Origin of the sequence: Streptomyces sp. ITFR-16 (genome assembly GCF_031844705.1) — a bacterium.
Lineage (GTDB): Bacteria > Actinomycetota > Actinomycetes > Streptomycetales > Streptomycetaceae > Streptomyces.
In genome coordinates this window covers 1,778,587-1,793,099 of sequence record NZ_CP134609.1, presented here as the reverse complement: position 1 = coordinate 1,793,099, position 14,513 = coordinate 1,778,587, and the positions used below count along the sequence as shown (strand labels likewise).

General features: G+C 69.7%; 15 protein-coding genes. All 15 read left to right on the top strand.

From position 1 onward, the window contains the following. The first annotated feature begins 15 nt into the window (after window positions 1-15). Complete coding sequence (locus tag RLT58_RS07920) at window positions 16-708, top strand: HAD family hydrolase (protein ID WP_311309683.1); 693 nt, start codon at window positions 16-18, stop codon at window positions 706-708. Next, window positions 705-2,552 (top strand): CDP-glycerol glycerophosphotransferase family protein, encoded by a 1,848-nt coding sequence (locus tag RLT58_RS07915; protein WP_311309682.1) that lies wholly within the window; start codon window positions 705-707, stop codon window positions 2,550-2,552. The genes RLT58_RS07920 and RLT58_RS07915 overlap by 4 nt, the downstream gene beginning before the upstream one ends. Beyond that, window positions 2,549-3,499 carry a thymidylate synthase gene (locus tag RLT58_RS07910; protein ID WP_311309681.1) on the top strand — a complete coding sequence of 317 codons (951 nt, stop codon included), beginning with the start codon at window positions 2,549-2,551 and terminating at the stop codon, window positions 3,497-3,499. The genes RLT58_RS07915 and RLT58_RS07910 overlap by 4 nt, the downstream gene beginning before the upstream one ends. An 8-nt stretch (window positions 3,500-3,507) precedes the next feature. Further along, entirely contained in the window at window positions 3,508-5,226 is a 1,719-nt protein-coding gene (locus RLT58_RS07905) for a carbamoyltransferase family protein (RefSeq protein WP_311309680.1), read from the top strand. Then, window positions 5,223-6,275 (top strand): glycosyltransferase family protein, encoded by a 1,053-nt coding sequence (locus tag RLT58_RS07900; RefSeq protein WP_311309679.1) that lies wholly within the window; start codon window positions 5,223-5,225, stop codon window positions 6,273-6,275. The genes RLT58_RS07905 and RLT58_RS07900 overlap by 4 nt, the downstream gene beginning before the upstream one ends. Window positions 6,276-6,371: 96 nt before the next feature. Beyond that, window positions 6,372-6,881 (top strand): P-loop NTPase family protein, encoded by a 510-nt coding sequence (locus tag RLT58_RS07895; RefSeq protein WP_164368110.1) that lies wholly within the window; start codon window positions 6,372-6,374, stop codon window positions 6,879-6,881. Window positions 6,882-6,912: 31 nt separating this feature from the next. Continuing rightward, complete coding sequence (locus RLT58_RS07890) at window positions 6,913-7,764, top strand: class I SAM-dependent methyltransferase (RefSeq protein ID WP_311309678.1); 852 nt, start codon at window positions 6,913-6,915, stop codon at window positions 7,762-7,764. Continuing rightward, a complete protein-coding gene (locus tag RLT58_RS07885; protein WP_311309677.1) occupies window positions 7,761-8,519 on the top strand; it encodes a phosphotransferase in 759 nt (252 codons plus the stop codon). Before RLT58_RS07890 ends, RLT58_RS07885 begins: the two co-directional genes overlap by 4 nt. Further along, window positions 8,516-9,172, top strand: a complete 657-nt coding sequence (locus RLT58_RS07880; RefSeq protein ID WP_311309676.1) for a histidine phosphatase family protein — start codon at window positions 8,516-8,518, stop codon at window positions 9,170-9,172. The genes RLT58_RS07885 and RLT58_RS07880 overlap by 4 nt, the downstream gene beginning before the upstream one ends. Beyond that, window positions 9,169-10,005, top strand: a complete 837-nt coding sequence (locus RLT58_RS07875) for an aminoglycoside phosphotransferase/kinase family protein (protein WP_311309675.1) — start codon at window positions 9,169-9,171, stop codon at window positions 10,003-10,005. The genes RLT58_RS07880 and RLT58_RS07875 overlap by 4 nt, the downstream gene beginning before the upstream one ends. Window positions 10,006-10,040: 35 nt before the next feature. Then, window positions 10,041-11,039 (top strand): NAD-dependent epimerase/dehydratase family protein, encoded by a 999-nt coding sequence (locus RLT58_RS07870; protein WP_311309674.1) that lies wholly within the window; start codon window positions 10,041-10,043, stop codon window positions 11,037-11,039. Between the two features lie 31 nt (window positions 11,040-11,070). Then, window positions 11,071-12,192 (top strand): adenosylhomocysteinase, encoded by a 1,122-nt coding sequence (locus RLT58_RS07865; protein ID WP_311309673.1) that lies wholly within the window; start codon window positions 11,071-11,073, stop codon window positions 12,190-12,192. After that, window positions 12,189-12,749, top strand: a complete 561-nt coding sequence (locus RLT58_RS07860) for an NUDIX hydrolase (protein WP_311309672.1) — start codon at window positions 12,189-12,191, stop codon at window positions 12,747-12,749. The genes RLT58_RS07865 and RLT58_RS07860 overlap by 4 nt, the downstream gene beginning before the upstream one ends. A gap of 33 nt (window positions 12,750-12,782) precedes the next feature. Then, complete coding sequence (locus tag RLT58_RS07855; protein ID WP_311309671.1) at window positions 12,783-13,544, top strand: 3-deoxy-manno-octulosonate cytidylyltransferase; 762 nt, start codon at window positions 12,783-12,785, stop codon at window positions 13,542-13,544. Between the two features lie 514 nt (window positions 13,545-14,058). Then, window positions 14,059-14,502 carry a hypothetical protein gene (locus tag RLT58_RS07850; protein WP_311309670.1) on the top strand — a complete coding sequence of 148 codons (444 nt, stop codon included), beginning with the start codon at window positions 14,059-14,061 and terminating at the stop codon, window positions 14,500-14,502. Window positions 14,503-14,513 lie beyond the last annotated feature (11 nt).

Below are 14,513 nucleotides of genomic sequence, written 5' to 3'. Positions count from 1 at the left end.
GACGAGAGGACGATCATGACCGTTCCCGCTTGCGGATCGCCACCCGGTCCGGCCGCGCCGAGCGACCACGGGTCGCGCGCTCTTCTCCTCGACCTCGACGGGGTCCTCCTCGACACGCGTCCCGTGATGCGGAGGGCGTGGCAGAGGGTCCGGGAGGTCCATGGCGTCGCGCTCCCGTTCCGTGACTACGAGCGCCACCTGGGTCGCGAGTTCGGGGACATCATGGAGCGCCTGGGCGTGACCGATGCCGAGGCGGTCCGTAGGACGTACGAGGTGGAGTCCGTGGCCACCGCGCACCTCGCGGAGGAGTTCGCCGGCATCGTCGAGACGCTCCACGCCTTCGTGGCCGCCGATTGGCGGCTGGGCGTCGTGACGTCCAAGCACGTCGACCGGGCGGCCCCGCTCCTCGCGCGCCTCGGGTGTCCCTTCGCGACCATCCGCACGCCCGCCGGCGCGGGTCGGACGAAGCCGGCCCCGGACCCGCTCCTCCTGGCGCTGGTCGACCTGGGAGTCGACCCCGCCTCCGCCGTCTACGTGGGTGACATGGCGGTCGACCAGGAGTCGGCCGCACGCGCCGGCGTCCCTTATGTGCACGCTGGGTGGGGCTACGGGCAGCCGACGGCTCCCGCCCCGGAGACGGTCTCGTCCCCCAGGGAACTGCTGAGCCTCCTCCCCGCCAAGCAGCTCGTCGAGGGGAGCACGGTGTGAGCCCCCGCACCACTGGTGGCCTCGGCCTGGTCCGCTCCTCCACCGTCGGGAAGCCGACGTGGACTCTCGTCGGAACCAGCGCCCTGGCGCACGCGCGAACCGACCACATCCACACGACGGACCTTGATGCGACGGCCGTCGACAAGCAGTTACTGCGCTCCGGCGTCGAAGACGTCATGGAGGCCGTCGACCGCTACAGCGCCAAGTGGGCCGCCACCCCGGGCGGAGCCGACTGGCTCCACGTTCAGCACGTCCCCGTGCGACGCTTCGTCGCCGAGATCGTGCGCAAGCTCCTGGCCCTGAACTCCTGGGCACCGTTCGCCTCCGCCCCGGGGCCCCTGATCCTGGCCCCCTACGAAGGGCTCGTGGGACTGCGTTCGAGCAGCTCGCGGGAGTACCTGGCCTACACCGTGACATGGTCCGGCGTCGCGTACGTGCTCGGTGCTGCGGCACCGCACAACCCGACCCGCTCCGCCCAGCTCCGGAACCGCGCCCGGACGAGTACGGCGAACACTGAGCCGAGTCCGCTCCCCTCGGATCTCGGACGGCAGGACGTTCTGGCGCTGTCGTGGACCTCCCGCCATGCCGCCACGCTGACCCCCGTTCTCGCCGAGCTGGCGCGAGGCGGGCAGAGGAGCCTCCTGCTCGATCTCGCCACTGATGCCGCCGAGCGATGCAGCGCGGGACCGGTAATGGGTTTCGAGCTGCGCGCGGCTCCGAGCGACCTCTTCACCGTCTCCGGCACCGCCGAGGGCCTCCACCGCCCCGACGACGAGCACGTCGTCCAAGTGGAAGGCCACGGCATCCAACTTGCCCGGCTCGTAAGGCTATTGTCCGTTCTCTTGGAGACCAGCGGGGGCTGCACCCAACCGTCGTGGCGGACGGTGGTGCGGGCGGAGAGCTGGCTCGACGACATCCTGTCGACCACCCGGCCGCACACCGTCCTGCTGAGCAACGACACCAGCCCACTGGGCGTGCTGGCCGCGCACGCCGCCGAGCGGCACGGAGCGAACTCGGTGCACGTCCAGCACGGGGCGTGGACGCCGGAATCGGTCGCCTGGCCGGCCTTGCACAGCCGCGACATCATCGTCATGGGCGAGCGCGACCTTGCCCTGGGCCGAGGGTGGGCGCGCCACCCCGAGGCCGAGGTGCACGTCCTTGGGCAGCCCCGCTTCGACGTCCTCACCAGCCTGAGCCGCCAAACACAACGGCGGTACCTGGAGAACCTGCTCGCTCCGGGGGGCCGACGCGTGCCGACCCGGATCGCGGTGTGGGCCTGCCAGCCCTTCAATCCCGATCACCTCAAGTCTCACGCGGACCTCCTCCTAGACGGGCTCGCCGAGGCGGACGGCGACTGGGGGCTCGTCATCGCTCCACACCCGGCGCAGGGAGCCGACGCCTTCACCGCTCTGGTGAAGCGGGACGCCGGGCCGCCCATCGCGGTGGCCGATCCCCGAGTCGGAGCCCGAGGCTGCCTCGCTGGCGCGGACGTCCTGGCGAGCGCGTACTCGACGTGCGGGATCGAAGCTGCGCTGCTCGGCATCCCGGTCCTCGAAATCGGCCCGCCGGGCGAACGCACCCTGGGCCTGAACAGTCACGGACTGGCGACCCGGTGCGAGGCCGCCGGTGAGGTCGCCGAAGCACTCTCCGGCTTGCGCGCGGGCCCTGCGCCGATCCCGCGGGCGGCCTTGGACGCGGTCTGCCGGTGGCGCGGCGACAGCGCCACTCGGATCGCCCGGCTCATCACCGACCGCGCCACTTCCGGCCCGAGGGCCGACGACTCCACCCACCACCATCCGGGCGCCGCTGCGTCGCCCAAGGACGAAGGAGCACCCGTCCGATGACATCCCTCACGGCCGACAGCATCGCCGAGCTGTTCTCCGGCGCCGTCACGCTGGCCAAGTCCGGCGAGAAGATCAGCCCCCGGGGCATGGCCACCCACGAAGTCCGCGATGTGCACCTGCTGCTCACCCAGCCGCGTGCCCGCCTGCTCTACGCCCCGCCCGCCCGCATCGTGAATCCGGCGTTCGCCGTCGCCGAGACGGTCTGGCACCTGTCCGGCTCCGACGCCCCGTGGATCTTCGACTACAACAACCGGCTGCGGCAGTTCGCCGACGAAGGCGTCCTCCTGGGGGCGTATGGCCCCAGGATGCGGAACTGGGCCGGCAAGGTCGACCAGCTCGCCCGCGTCGTCGAGATCCTCCAGGCCGACCCCGACTCCCGGCGCGCCCTGATCCAGCTCTACGACCCGGCCCAGGACGCCGCAGGGCACAAGGACGTGCCGTGCACCCTTGGGTTCCGGTTCCACCTGCGCGCCGGCCGCCTGCACATGGCGACCATGATGCGCGGCCAGGACGTATGGATCGGCATGCCGTACGACGTGTTCTTCTACACCGTGCTGCACGAGCTGGTCGCCGGATGGCTCGACGCCGAACTCGGCGAGTTTCACCTGCACATCGGCTCGCTGCACATCTACGACGAGCACATCGAGCAGGCCGACATGCTCACCTCGCTCCCGGCGAGCGAGATCATGCCGGACCTGCGAACACCCTGGAACGGCTTCGGCGGCCTGCTCGACCAGGTCGAGGCCCGTGACGTGACCGGCCACCCCGGCTGGGACGCGATGGCCGAGACGCTGCGCAGCTACCGGCTGTGGAAGGACGGCAAGCGCGAGCAGGCGTGGCGGGCGGCCGACACGATCGACGGGCCCCTCGGCCAAGCCCTCACCGCCTGGTACGAAGAGCTGGAGCGGCGCTCGACCAATCGCGCCGCGACGGCGGGGGCAAGGTGACCGCCGCCATGAAGCGCACCCCCTCCGTCGTCCTCGGCCTGTGCTCGTACACCCACGACTCCTCGGCCGCCCTTCTCGTCGACGGTGAACTCGTCGGCTTCGTCGAGGAGGAACGCCTCTCCGAGCAGAAGCACACCAAGCTCTACCCGGCTCGCGCCGTGGGCTGGCTCCTCGACCAGGCCAAGCTGAGCGCCAGCGACGTGGACGCCGTCGCTTACAACTTCCAGCCCGTCCGCTACCTCGCCGAGTCGCCCGTCGCCCTGCGCATGGCGCTCTCGTCGGCCACGCGCGACCGCAGCCTGGCTCGCGCCCACGGGTTCGCCAAGGTCGCCCTGCGCACCCGGCGGCGGCTGCGCGTCCTCGGCAGCCAGTTCCCCTCGGCCCGCGTCACATCGGTCCTGCACCACCGAGCCCACCAGCTCACGGCCTACGCCGCCTCCGGCTGGGACGAAGCGGCCGTACTCGTCGTCGACAGCCTCGGCGAGCGGCAGACCACCACGATCGCCCACGGCCACGGCGTTCAGCACCCCCGCGTCCACACCCTGGAAGCGATCAACGACCCGGCCTCCCTCGGCTACGTGTACGGCGCCGTCACCGAGCACCTGGGCTGGCGGCGGGGCGACGAGGAAGGCACCGTCATGGCGCTGGCCGCCCTCGGCGACCCAGCCCGCTTCCGGCACCTGTTCACCACGGCCGTCCGCACGACGGCCACGGGCTTTCGCATCCACCCCGGCTACTTCCCGACGCGCACCCTCACCTCGGGATACCCGAGGACATCCCGGCGGTTCGTCGCTGAGACCTGCCCCGAGCGGCACCCGAGCGAGCCGCTCACCGACGTCCACCGAGACCTGGCGGCTGCCCTCCAGGAGCGGACCGAGCAGGTGATGGTTCACCTTGCCCGCCGAGCCCGTGTGTTCACCGGCTCCCGGCGCCTGTGCGTGGGCGGCGGCGTCGCCACGAACTGCGTCAGCATCGGGAAGATCATCGAGGCTGACATCTTCGACGAGGTGTTCGTCCCGCCGGCGCCCGGAGACGCCGGAACCGCCATCGGGGCCGCCCTCGCCGTGCATGTCGATGGGCGCAGCCCTCGCCCGGTCGCCGGCATCGCCCGCCGCTGTTACCTCGGCCCCTCCTACGAGGACCAGCCCCTCGACCTGACCCCCTGGCCCGGCCTGCGCCAGAAGACCCTCGGCATCGAGACCGCCGAGTTCCTCGCCGACCAGCTCGCCCACGGCATGATCGCCGGACTGTTCCAGGGAGGCGTTGAGGCCGGGCCGCGTGCCCTGGGCAACCGCTCGATCCTCGCCTCCCCGCTGGAGCCCGGCGTCGTCGAGCGGCTCAACGCCACCGTGAAGTTCCGCGAGCCGTTCCGGCCCTTCGCCCCCATGGTCCCGGCCGAGCGCGCCGCCGAGTTCTTCACCCTCGGCCAGCCGGCCCCGTACATGTCCATGGCCTCCGGGGTGACGGACCTGACGCACGAGCGGGTGCCGGCGATCGTGCACGCCAACGGCACCTCCCGCCTGCAGACCGTCACCCGGTCGCAGAACCCGTTCATGCACGCAGTGCTGACGGCCTTCGGCCGCCGAACCGGCATCCCCGTGCTGATCAACACCTCCCTCAACGTCAAGGGCAAGCCGATCTGCGGGACACCCGAGATGGCCCTGGACTGCCTGGCCAACTCCGGCCTCGACGCCCTGCTCCTCGAAGGGCGGTGGATCACCAAATGAAGATCGGATACAGCTTCTGGGGCTTCCTCGGCAACGGTGTCACCGACACTCCCGACGGAGGCCGCAGCCACCGCCGCCCCTTCATCGACGCCCTCCTTACCCGGGGTCACGAGATCGTCTTCCTCCAAGCCGACCGCGACCGCCTCGAAGCCGGTGACGACCTCGGCGGCGCGTACACCTTCGACGACGGCTTGCCCGGCATCGACGCCCTGTTCCTGGAGTGGCGCTGGGCGATCCCCGGCCGCAACACCACTGTGTGTGGCAGCGAGGGGCACACCTGCGACCTCCACCGGCAGGCCCAGCTCATCAACTACTACACGGCCCGGCACCGGACGCCCACCGTCATCTGGGATAAGGACCGCACCCTGCGCGCCGAGAGCGTGTGGCGCCGTACGGACCACACCCGCGTCTGCGAGGCCGCGCTCGCCCCGACGCTCGGCGCGCACTCGCTGCTCTTCCCCGTCGCCGAGGACCTCCTCGCCCAGGCCGATCCCCTCACCCTGGCGGCGCGGCCCCGGGATCTCGCGCTCGGCTACGTGGGCAACCAGTACGACCGCGACGAGCCCTTCGACCGCTTCTTCGCCCCGGCAGCCGCCCGCGTCGAGCACCTGGTCGCCGGGAAGTGGACCAAGACCGGCCGCTGGCCGCACGTCCGCTTCGCGGGCCGGATCCCGTTCGAGGAAGCTGCCGGCGTCTACGGCCGGTCCCTGGCCACGGTGCTCATGCTGCCCGAACGGTACGCCGTCGTCGGGCAGATGACCCAGCGCATCTTCGAGGCCGTGCTCGCCGGCTGCCTGCCGCTGGCCCCGGCGAACATCCGCTTCGCCGACCGGTTCGTCCCGAAGGAGCTGGTCGTGCGCTCCGGCAGCGACGTGCTCGAACGCCTCTCCTACCTACGCGAGATCGCTGGCACCGAGCAGCACGCCGCCCTGATCGCCGCGTGCGTGGACCGCTTGCGCCTGTTCGGCCTGTGCAAGCAGGTCAACACCCTGGAGTCCGTCCTGCACGGCCTCCTTCAGGCCACCGCGCCCAAGCGGGGGGCTGCCTGATGCAGACCACTCGATCGACCACGGCGCGCGGATCCTCCGGGCGCGTCCCGGAGGATGGGCCCGCCGGACACCCGAACCTCTCTACGCTGGAGCACCATGAAGAAGGTCGCCATCGTCGGCTGCGGAGGCAGCGGCAAATCCCACGTGGCCCGCGAACTGGGCAGGATCCTCGACGCCCCGGTGACGCACCTGGACGCCGCGTTCTACGACGACGAGTGGAACGCGTTGCCCATGGACAAGTTCACCGACGTCCAGCGCGAGCTGGTATCGCAGCCGCGGTGGGTGATCGACGGCAACTACAACTCGACGCTGCAGGTACGGCTCGAAGCCTGCGACACGGTGGTCCTGATGGACGTGTCGACCGTGGCGGCGCTGTACGGGATCTTCTCCCGGCAGATCCGGCACGGGGCCGGGCACAAGGGCAACGGGGTGCACAACCGCATCCACTGGGGCGTGATCAAGTACGTCGCCACGTACCGGCGCAAGATGCGGCCCCGCGTGATGGCGAAGATCGAGGAGTTCGGCTCCGGCACCGACGTGGTGCTGCTGGCCAACCGGCGTCAGACGCGCCGCTGGCTGCGGAAGGTCGCCGCCGAGCAGTCCTGACCGGTCCGCGCCCCCGGTCAGGGGGTGCGGCATGAACGAGCCCAACCCGTTCCTGGACCCCGCCCGACAGTCAGAGCTGTACGGACACGCCTCTCGGCTGGCCGGGCGGACCAGCGCCCTGATGCGCGCCAAGACCGCTGGCCACCCGGTGCCCGAGACGATCGTCAGCCTGGTGCAGACCCATCACGCCCGGCCCGACCGGCTCGGCGTGGTGCTCGACATCGGCTGCGGTCGTGGCACGAGCAGCCGCGTCATCGCCGAGCAGCTCCGGCCCGAACGCCTCGTGGGTCTGGATGCCGCCCCCTCCCTGCTCGCCCAGGCCCGCGAGCGCACCAAGGACCTGCCCGACAGCACGGTGGACTTCGTCGAAGGCGACTTCCACGACCTCCCTCTGCCCGCCGGGTCGAGCGACATCGTCGTCGCGGCGTTCTGCCTCTATCACTCGTCGCGCCCCCAGGACGTCATCGGACAGATCGCCAGGGTCCTTGCCCCCGGTGGTGTGGCCGTTCTTGTCACCAAGGGCCTCGACAGCTACCGGGAAATGGATCAGATGGTCGCCGCCGCCGGCCTCGATCCGCGCGCCGCCCAGCACGAGAGCCTCTACACCGCAGCCCACAGCGGCAACCTCGCCGACGTGGCCGCCTCCTCGCTCGACGTGATCGCCGTCCTGGACGAGGAGCACGTCTTCACCTTCGACGGCCACGACCACACGGCGCAGTACCTGGCCACCAATCCCAAGTACGACCTGGCGCCCGGCCTGTACGGCAACCCCGGTGCCCTAGCGGCGACCCTGCACGAGTTCCTTCCTGACCAGCCGCTGACCACCCGGTCCCGGATCACATTCGTCGTCGCTCAGCCGAAGGAAGGAGGAGAGCTGGCATGAGCCACACCTCGTTCACCAAGCACTACGCGGAACCGGAGCGCGCGGCGGGGGCGGTGCGCCACTACCGGTGGCTCACCGCGCACGCCAAGCCGCTGCGGCAGCCGGCCCTCCACACTGCCGGACCGCGGTTCCTGACGTTCAAACGGATCGAGGGCCGCCCCGTACGTCCCGAGGACCTCCCCCGCGTGGCGGAACTGCTCGGCCACGCCCACGGTGCCGCTTGGGCCAGCGACCTGCACTCCGCGTCGGTGGACACCCCGCACCACTTCGAGGACGGCACGCAGTTCGACGACTACCTCGGGCCCCGGAAGATCGCTCTACGGCGACGCCACGAGCAGGGCTACCTGCCCAACAAGACGGCCCTGCACGCGATGCTCGGCCTGCTACAGGCGACCGCCGAGGGCCCGTGCGCCTTCTACAAGGACAGCAACCCGCGGAACTTCATCATCACCGCACAAGACATCGTCGCCGTCGACACCGACGACCTGTCCCTCGCCCCGCTGGGCTACGACCTCGCCAAGCTCATCGCGACGCTCCACCTGACCTACGGGCCGCTCACGGACCAAGCCGTCACTACCGCCCTGCTCGCGTACAACGCGGCAGCCCGACGCTACGACGCCCGGCTGGGCACGACGGACCGAGGCCAGCTCGACAGCTTCCTGGGCCTGCACGCCGTGCTCACCGCACCGTACGTCGGCCGCAACGGCTACCACTACAGCCTGCCCCTCCGCTTCACGCACCGAGGAGCCTCATGATCACCACCGAACTCGTCTTCGTCCGGCACGGCCAGGCCCAGTGCAACGCCGACGGCCTCGTCGGGGGCCCGCGCACCTGCACCGGCCTGACCAACCTCGGGTACGCCCAAGCCGAACAGGCCGCACGCCGCCTGGCCACCGAGCACCTGAAGAAGCCCTTCGACGTCATCTACACCGGCCCGCGGATCCGCCTCGTCCAGACCGGCGAGATCATCGCCCAGACGCTCCAGATCCCCGTGCTCCACGACGAGCGACTCGACGGCCCGGTCCACGGCGACGCCGACGGCCAGCCCTGGGACGCGGTGAAGACGGCCGCCGACGGCGGGCCGCACGCCCACCCCGACACGCCCTGGGCCAACGGCTCCGACACCTGGAACGGGTTCCTGAAGCGCGCCAGCAGGAACCTGAGCCAGCTCATCAAGGAGAACCACGGCAAGCGCGTCGTCTTCGCCGCCCACGGGGAGACGGTGATCACCGCACACACCCTGCTGCTGGGCATCCCGATCGGCTCGCCCGCCGGATTCACCCACAACCACGCCTCCATCACCCGCTGGCAGCACCACCGCAACCGCCTGGGCCAGACCCGCTGGATGCTCGACCGGCACAACGACACCGAGCACCTCAGCCTCCTCACGCCGGAGCCGACCCCGTGATCGCGACCTCGCGCGACCCCCGGATACAACTGGCGCACCTCGTCCTCGGCACAGTCGACGTCGCAGTGGACCCCGCGCTCCCGCCCCGCGTCGTACGCCTGGTGGCCGGCGACGGGCGTCAGTTCATCGCGAAGCAGCACGCGGAGCGAGACCGGTACGCCGGAGAACTCCACGCCTACGGGGCGTGGGTCACCCATCTGACCGGCCATGCGCCGGTGTTGGTCGGCCGGGATGATGCCACCCACACCCTGCTGCTCACCGCACTCGCAGGCGACCGCGCGGACACCTTCGCTCCGGGCTCGCCCGAGGAGGAGCTGGCCCACCACGAGGCCGGGCACGTGCTGGGCAAGCTGCACCGGACCACGGCCATGCCCCAGGGCGGTGCCGTTGGCGCCTCACTCGCCGAGCGGTTCCAGGGGTGGATCGACCGGGCCGTCCGAGCCGACCTGCTCGACGCGGCCGAGGAGAACCTGCTGAAGCACCACGCGGTCATCCTGGGCACCAGCCACATGGACAGCGCGATCTGCCACCTCGACTACCAGCCGCGCAACTGGCTGCTCGGCGACACCTTCGGCATCTACGACTTCGAGCACATGCGACGCGACGCCAGGGTCCGCGACTTCGCCCGGCTCGAATTCCGACGCTGGCAGGCAGCCCCCCACCTCCGCACCGCCTTCTTCGACGGCTACGGACGCTCGCCCAACGACCTCGAACGACGCCTCCTGGAGTCCTTCGGCGCCATCGAGGCGGCCACAGCCCTGGTCAAAGGCCACCAGGAGAACGACGCCGCGCTCAGCGCGCACGGCAGAACCGTCCTGTCGCGGCTCACCTGACCAGCCCCCTAGACGACACCACTCTGGAGATCTCCGTGCCACAGCACGAGCAGCCCCCGACCAACGCTTCGCCCCGACGGGCCGTGGTGACCGGCTCCGCCGGATTCATCGGCTCCCACCTCGCCCACGCCCTCGTCCAGGCCGGCACCACCGTGATTGGCGTGGACCGCCGAGACCCGTCTACCGACCCGACGGCCGCCGCCAACCTCGCCGCGCTGCGGGGGCGCCCGGGATACCACCACGTCACGGCCGACCTCCTCCACTGCGCGATCGACCCGCTCCTGATCGACGCCGACACCGTCTTCCACCTCGCCGGCATCCCCGGCGTACGGCCCTCGTGGGGACCGCAGTTCGGCGACTACCTCGCGTCCAACGTGCTGGCCACCCACCGCGTCCTCGAAGCCTCCACCCGGATCGGCGTATCCCGGCTAGTCGTAGCCTCCTCCTCCAGCGTCTACGGCCCGACCGACGGCGACGCGAGTCGCGAGACCGACCGCCCCAACCCCGCCTCCCCGTACGCCGTGACCAAGCTGGCCGAGGAGCAGCTCTGTCTCGCCTACGCCGAGCGCCCCGTCGGCCCCAGCGTGGTCGCCCTGCGGTACTTCACCGTCTACGGCCCCCGGCAGCGTGCCGACATGTTCACCCACCGCGCCCTGTACGCCGCCCTGACCGGACAACCCCTGCGCCTTTACGGAGACGGCCACCAGCGCCGCGACTTCACCTACATCGACGACGTGGTCGCCGCCACGATCGCCGCCGGCACCGTCCCGAACGCGCACGGCACCATCAACGTCGGCGGTGGCTCGAACGCGTCCCTGCTGGACGTGATCAACATCGCCAACAGCCTCACCGGCCGCGAGATCCAGCTCCACCAGGACCACGTGCGCAACGGGGACGTCCTCCTCACGCGTGCCGACCCCGGCCGTGCGGGAGAGGTCCTCGGCTGGCAGCCGCGCGTCGACCTCCACAGCGGATTGCGCGCTCACATGCAGGCGCTGGCCTCCCCGGTGCCGGACTACAGCCATGCCGCCTAGGCGCACCAGTCGGATCACGAGAGGAGTGCTCATGGAGACCCCCGAGCGAGCGCGGCTGGACGCCTTCTTCCGAAGGATCACCGCGCAGTTCCCTGCTGGCCAGCCGATCACGACGTTGGTCATCACGCACCTGCTCCAGGAACGACCGGCGTTCTTGCGCGCGATGACCGCGCTGTCCACGATCGGCGCTGTTCTCCCCAAGCCCCGGTCGATCCACCAGCCGACCCTCGACACCGTCCGCCGCACCCTGCCGGTCCACGACCTGAGCCGCGAGCGGTTCACCGACGAGACTCAGGCCCTGCACTACCTGGAGGACACGGCTGGCGGCCAGGACGTCGTCCTGGTCGACATCGGCGGCTATTTCGCAGCCAGCCTCGACACCCTCGTGGACAAGTTCTCCGGCCGCATCCTCGGTGTCGTCGAAGACACTGAGAACGGACACCAGCGGTACGCGGCCCTCGGCTCGCTCCCGTGCCCGGTCTTGTCCGTGGCCCGCTCACCGCTCAAGGACTGCGAGGACCACCTCGTCGGCCGGTCCATCGTGTTCTCTACCGACGCCCTCGTCCGCGCCCGCGGGGACATCCTCACGAGCCGCAGCGCCTGCGTCATCGGCTTCGGCAAGATCGGTCGCTCGATTGCGCAGACCCTGCGTGCCCAGGACCTGCGCGTCACCGTGTACGACAACGACGCGGTCAAGCGGGTACAGGCGCACGCCCTCGGCTTCCACACCAGCGCCTCCACCACCGAGGCCGTTCACGACGCGGATCTCGTCCTGTGTGCCACCGGCAATCTCGCCCTCCGGCACGAGGATTTCGCCGCCCTGCGCAACGGCGCGTACCTCGGATCGGTGACTTCCTCCGAGGACGAACTCGAACTCGGCAGCCTCGACGACCTCTACGAACGTCAGCCCGTCGGACCCCAGTTGACCCGGTACGAGGTCACCGGCCACTACTTTTACGTTCTCGCCGACGGCGGTGCCGTCAACTTCGTGCACGGCGCCGCCGTCGGCACCTACATCCACCTCGTCCAGGCCGAGATACTCGCCGCCACCGCCGCACTCAGCCACGCGCGGCTCCAGCCCGGACTGCACGAGATGCCGGCGGCCGACCGCGACACCATCGCCAGGACCTGGCTCCGCCACTTCGAAAGGTGACCTCGTTGCCACCCTCCACCGGACACGTCCGCACCGTCACCGAGGCGTACCTCGCCCGCCACCCGGACGAGCGCGCCTCCCTGACGATGCTCTTCGACGTACTCGCGGGCACGGACGATCCCACCAGCCGCAAGACCTTCCCCGCACACGTGACCTGCAGCGCCATCGTCATCAACGGTGAACGGCACGTGCTTCACATCCTGCACAAGGCGTCCGGGAAACTTCTGGCGCCCGGCGGGCACAACGAACCGTCCGACCAGCGCCTGCGCGACGCCGCCCTGCGCGAACTGCACGAGGAGGCCGGCATCCCGCCGAGCGCCGTGGTCCCCCTCGTCGGCCACGAGGACATCCCCCTCGACATCGACGTGCACGCGATCGACGCGAACCCGTCGAAGAACGAGCCGGCCCACCATCACGTGGACTTCCGCTGGGCCTTCCAACTCGTGACCGATCAGGTGGTGACGCTGCAGGAGGAGGAGGTCGACGGCTACCAGTGGCGGCCGTTCGCGACCACTTCCTCACCCACCGTCTGCGCCAAGCTCGCCCAGCTCACCTGAAGCCTGCCCGAACCCGACCACCAGGAGGACGCCGTGGCCGCCACCACAGCCCGCCAGACCGCCGCCCAACGGCGCCGGCACATCGCCGTCATACCGTGCCGCTGGGGTGCCTCCCGCTTCCCCGGCAAACCACTGGCCCTCCTCGGCGACAAGCCGCTGCTCTGGCACGTCCACCAGCGCTGCCTGGAAGCCAAACGCCTTGACGGGGCCATCGTCGCCACGGACGACGAGCGCATCGAAGCGGCGTGCCGCAAACTCGGCATCGACTGCATCCGCACCGGGGAGCACCTCACCGGCACCGACCGCGTCGCAGAGGTCGCCGACCGCCTACCGGCCGACGGATACATCAACGTCCAGGGCGACGAGCCGTTCATCTCGCCGACCGCCATCAACGACGTCTCCGAGGCCCTGGAATTCACTCCGCCCGGCACCTTCGCCGTGAACGCCTACACCGAGCTGGTCGACGTCGGCGCCGTCCTGGACCACAACGTCGTCAAGGTCGTCGTCACGGCCCGCAGCGAGGCCCTCATGTTCTCGCGCCAGCCCATCCCGTACCCCAGGGGCGACCGGCCGAAGTACCTGCGCCAACTGGGCCTCTACGGCTTCACCGGCGAGGCTCTCCAGCACTTCCGGCGGCTCCAGCAGGGGCCCCTGGAGCGTGCCGAGGGAGTGGAGATGCTGCGCTTCGTCGAACACGGCCACGCCGTGCGGATGGTGCCCGTCTTGGACGACGGAGTGGCAGTAGACACCCCCGAGGATCTAGCGCGAGCCGAGCGCCTCCTCGACCAGCACTGAGACATCCGCACGAACACAACCCTTCCTGTTGGACGACTCGTTGCATTTCTCGGCCGTCAACTAGGCTATTTGGGCGACGGGTTAGCGAAGGTCCTCGGGTCTTCTGAGAAACGGCGCTCGGCGAGAAACGGAGTGCATCCCGAGAGCGCGCCCCAAAGGCATCTCAAGATCAATAGGAAAGATCGCCGACCGTTTTTGATCTTTCTTTGCTTCAGTGATCCTCCACACCCGGGTGACCTTTGCAAAACGTTCTTCTCTCATGATCACTTAATCCCCCTTGTACGCTTAGGCGCGGACAGTGCGTGCCGGTCTAGCACCGTGCGCATCGAATACGGGCTCCAGCCTGCCAGCGCCTCGCGTACGCGCGTTGAGGTATGGGGTCTGCAGTGAGAATGGAGCGACTATGCGTTGGCGTAGGGATCCTTCACGTCGCGCCCTTGTGAGGGAATGCGAGAGGAAGCTCGCCGATCTCCCTATACCAACCCCCTTCAGCGTCGAGACGCTGGTGAGCAATATGGAAAGCGCGCTGGGTCGTCAGATCCAACTGGTCCCATTGGACGACCCAGACGGGGGCCTCGGGACAGCGTGCGGCCTTCGGGTTAAAACTCCCCAGGTAACCATCATTCTCTATCGTCGCCGCTCAAGCAGAAATCAAACAGAACACATCATCCTCCATGAGATCGCGCATGAGTGGATGGATCACGGCACCTCTCTGACGGCCGTTGAAATCGAGCGCTACGTCCCTGAGCGCATCCGGCAAGAAGTGCTTCGGCGCTACCCATCAGCCCTCATCCAAGCGCGCGTCGATTTCGACAGCCACGAGGAGAAGCAGGCTGAGCTTTCAGCGTCATTGATCAAGCGCCTGGCACGTCGCCAGTCTGCTACCGGAGACGATGTGATCAGCCTGTTGGAATATTCATTGGCGCATCCGGTTGCCCCGCCGCGGCGTCGGCGGTAGCTCCACACGAT

Bases quoted from the DNA above. Each gene is read 5' to 3' on its own strand.
- RLT58_RS07850 (WP_311309670.1), top strand. From the start codon at position 14,059: ATGGAAAGCGCGCTGGGTCGTCAGATCCAACTGGTCCCATTGGACGAC.
- RLT58_RS07905 (WP_311309680.1), top strand. From the start codon at position 3,508: ATGAAGCGCACCCCCTCCGTCGTCCTCGGCCTGTGCTCGTACACCCAC.
- RLT58_RS07890 (WP_311309678.1), top strand. From the start codon at position 6,913: ATGAACGAGCCCAACCCGTTCCTGGACCCCGCCCGACAGTCAGAGCTG.
- RLT58_RS07910 (WP_311309681.1), top strand. From the start codon at position 2,549: ATGACATCCCTCACGGCCGACAGCATCGCCGAGCTGTTCTCCGGCGCC.
- RLT58_RS07920 (WP_311309683.1), top strand. From the start codon at position 16: ATGACCGTTCCCGCTTGCGGATCGCCACCCGGTCCGGCCGCGCCGAGC.
- RLT58_RS07880 (WP_311309676.1), top strand. From the start codon at position 8,516: ATGATCACCACCGAACTCGTCTTCGTCCGGCACGGCCAGGCCCAGTGC.
- RLT58_RS07900 (WP_311309679.1), top strand. From the start codon at position 5,223: ATGAAGATCGGATACAGCTTCTGGGGCTTCCTCGGCAACGGTGTCACC.
- RLT58_RS07865 (WP_311309673.1), top strand. From the start codon at position 11,071: ATGGAGACCCCCGAGCGAGCGCGGCTGGACGCCTTCTTCCGAAGGATC.
- RLT58_RS07895 (WP_164368110.1), top strand. From the start codon at position 6,372: ATGAAGAAGGTCGCCATCGTCGGCTGCGGAGGCAGCGGCAAATCCCAC.
- RLT58_RS07885 (WP_311309677.1), top strand. From the start codon at position 7,761: ATGAGCCACACCTCGTTCACCAAGCACTACGCGGAACCGGAGCGCGCG.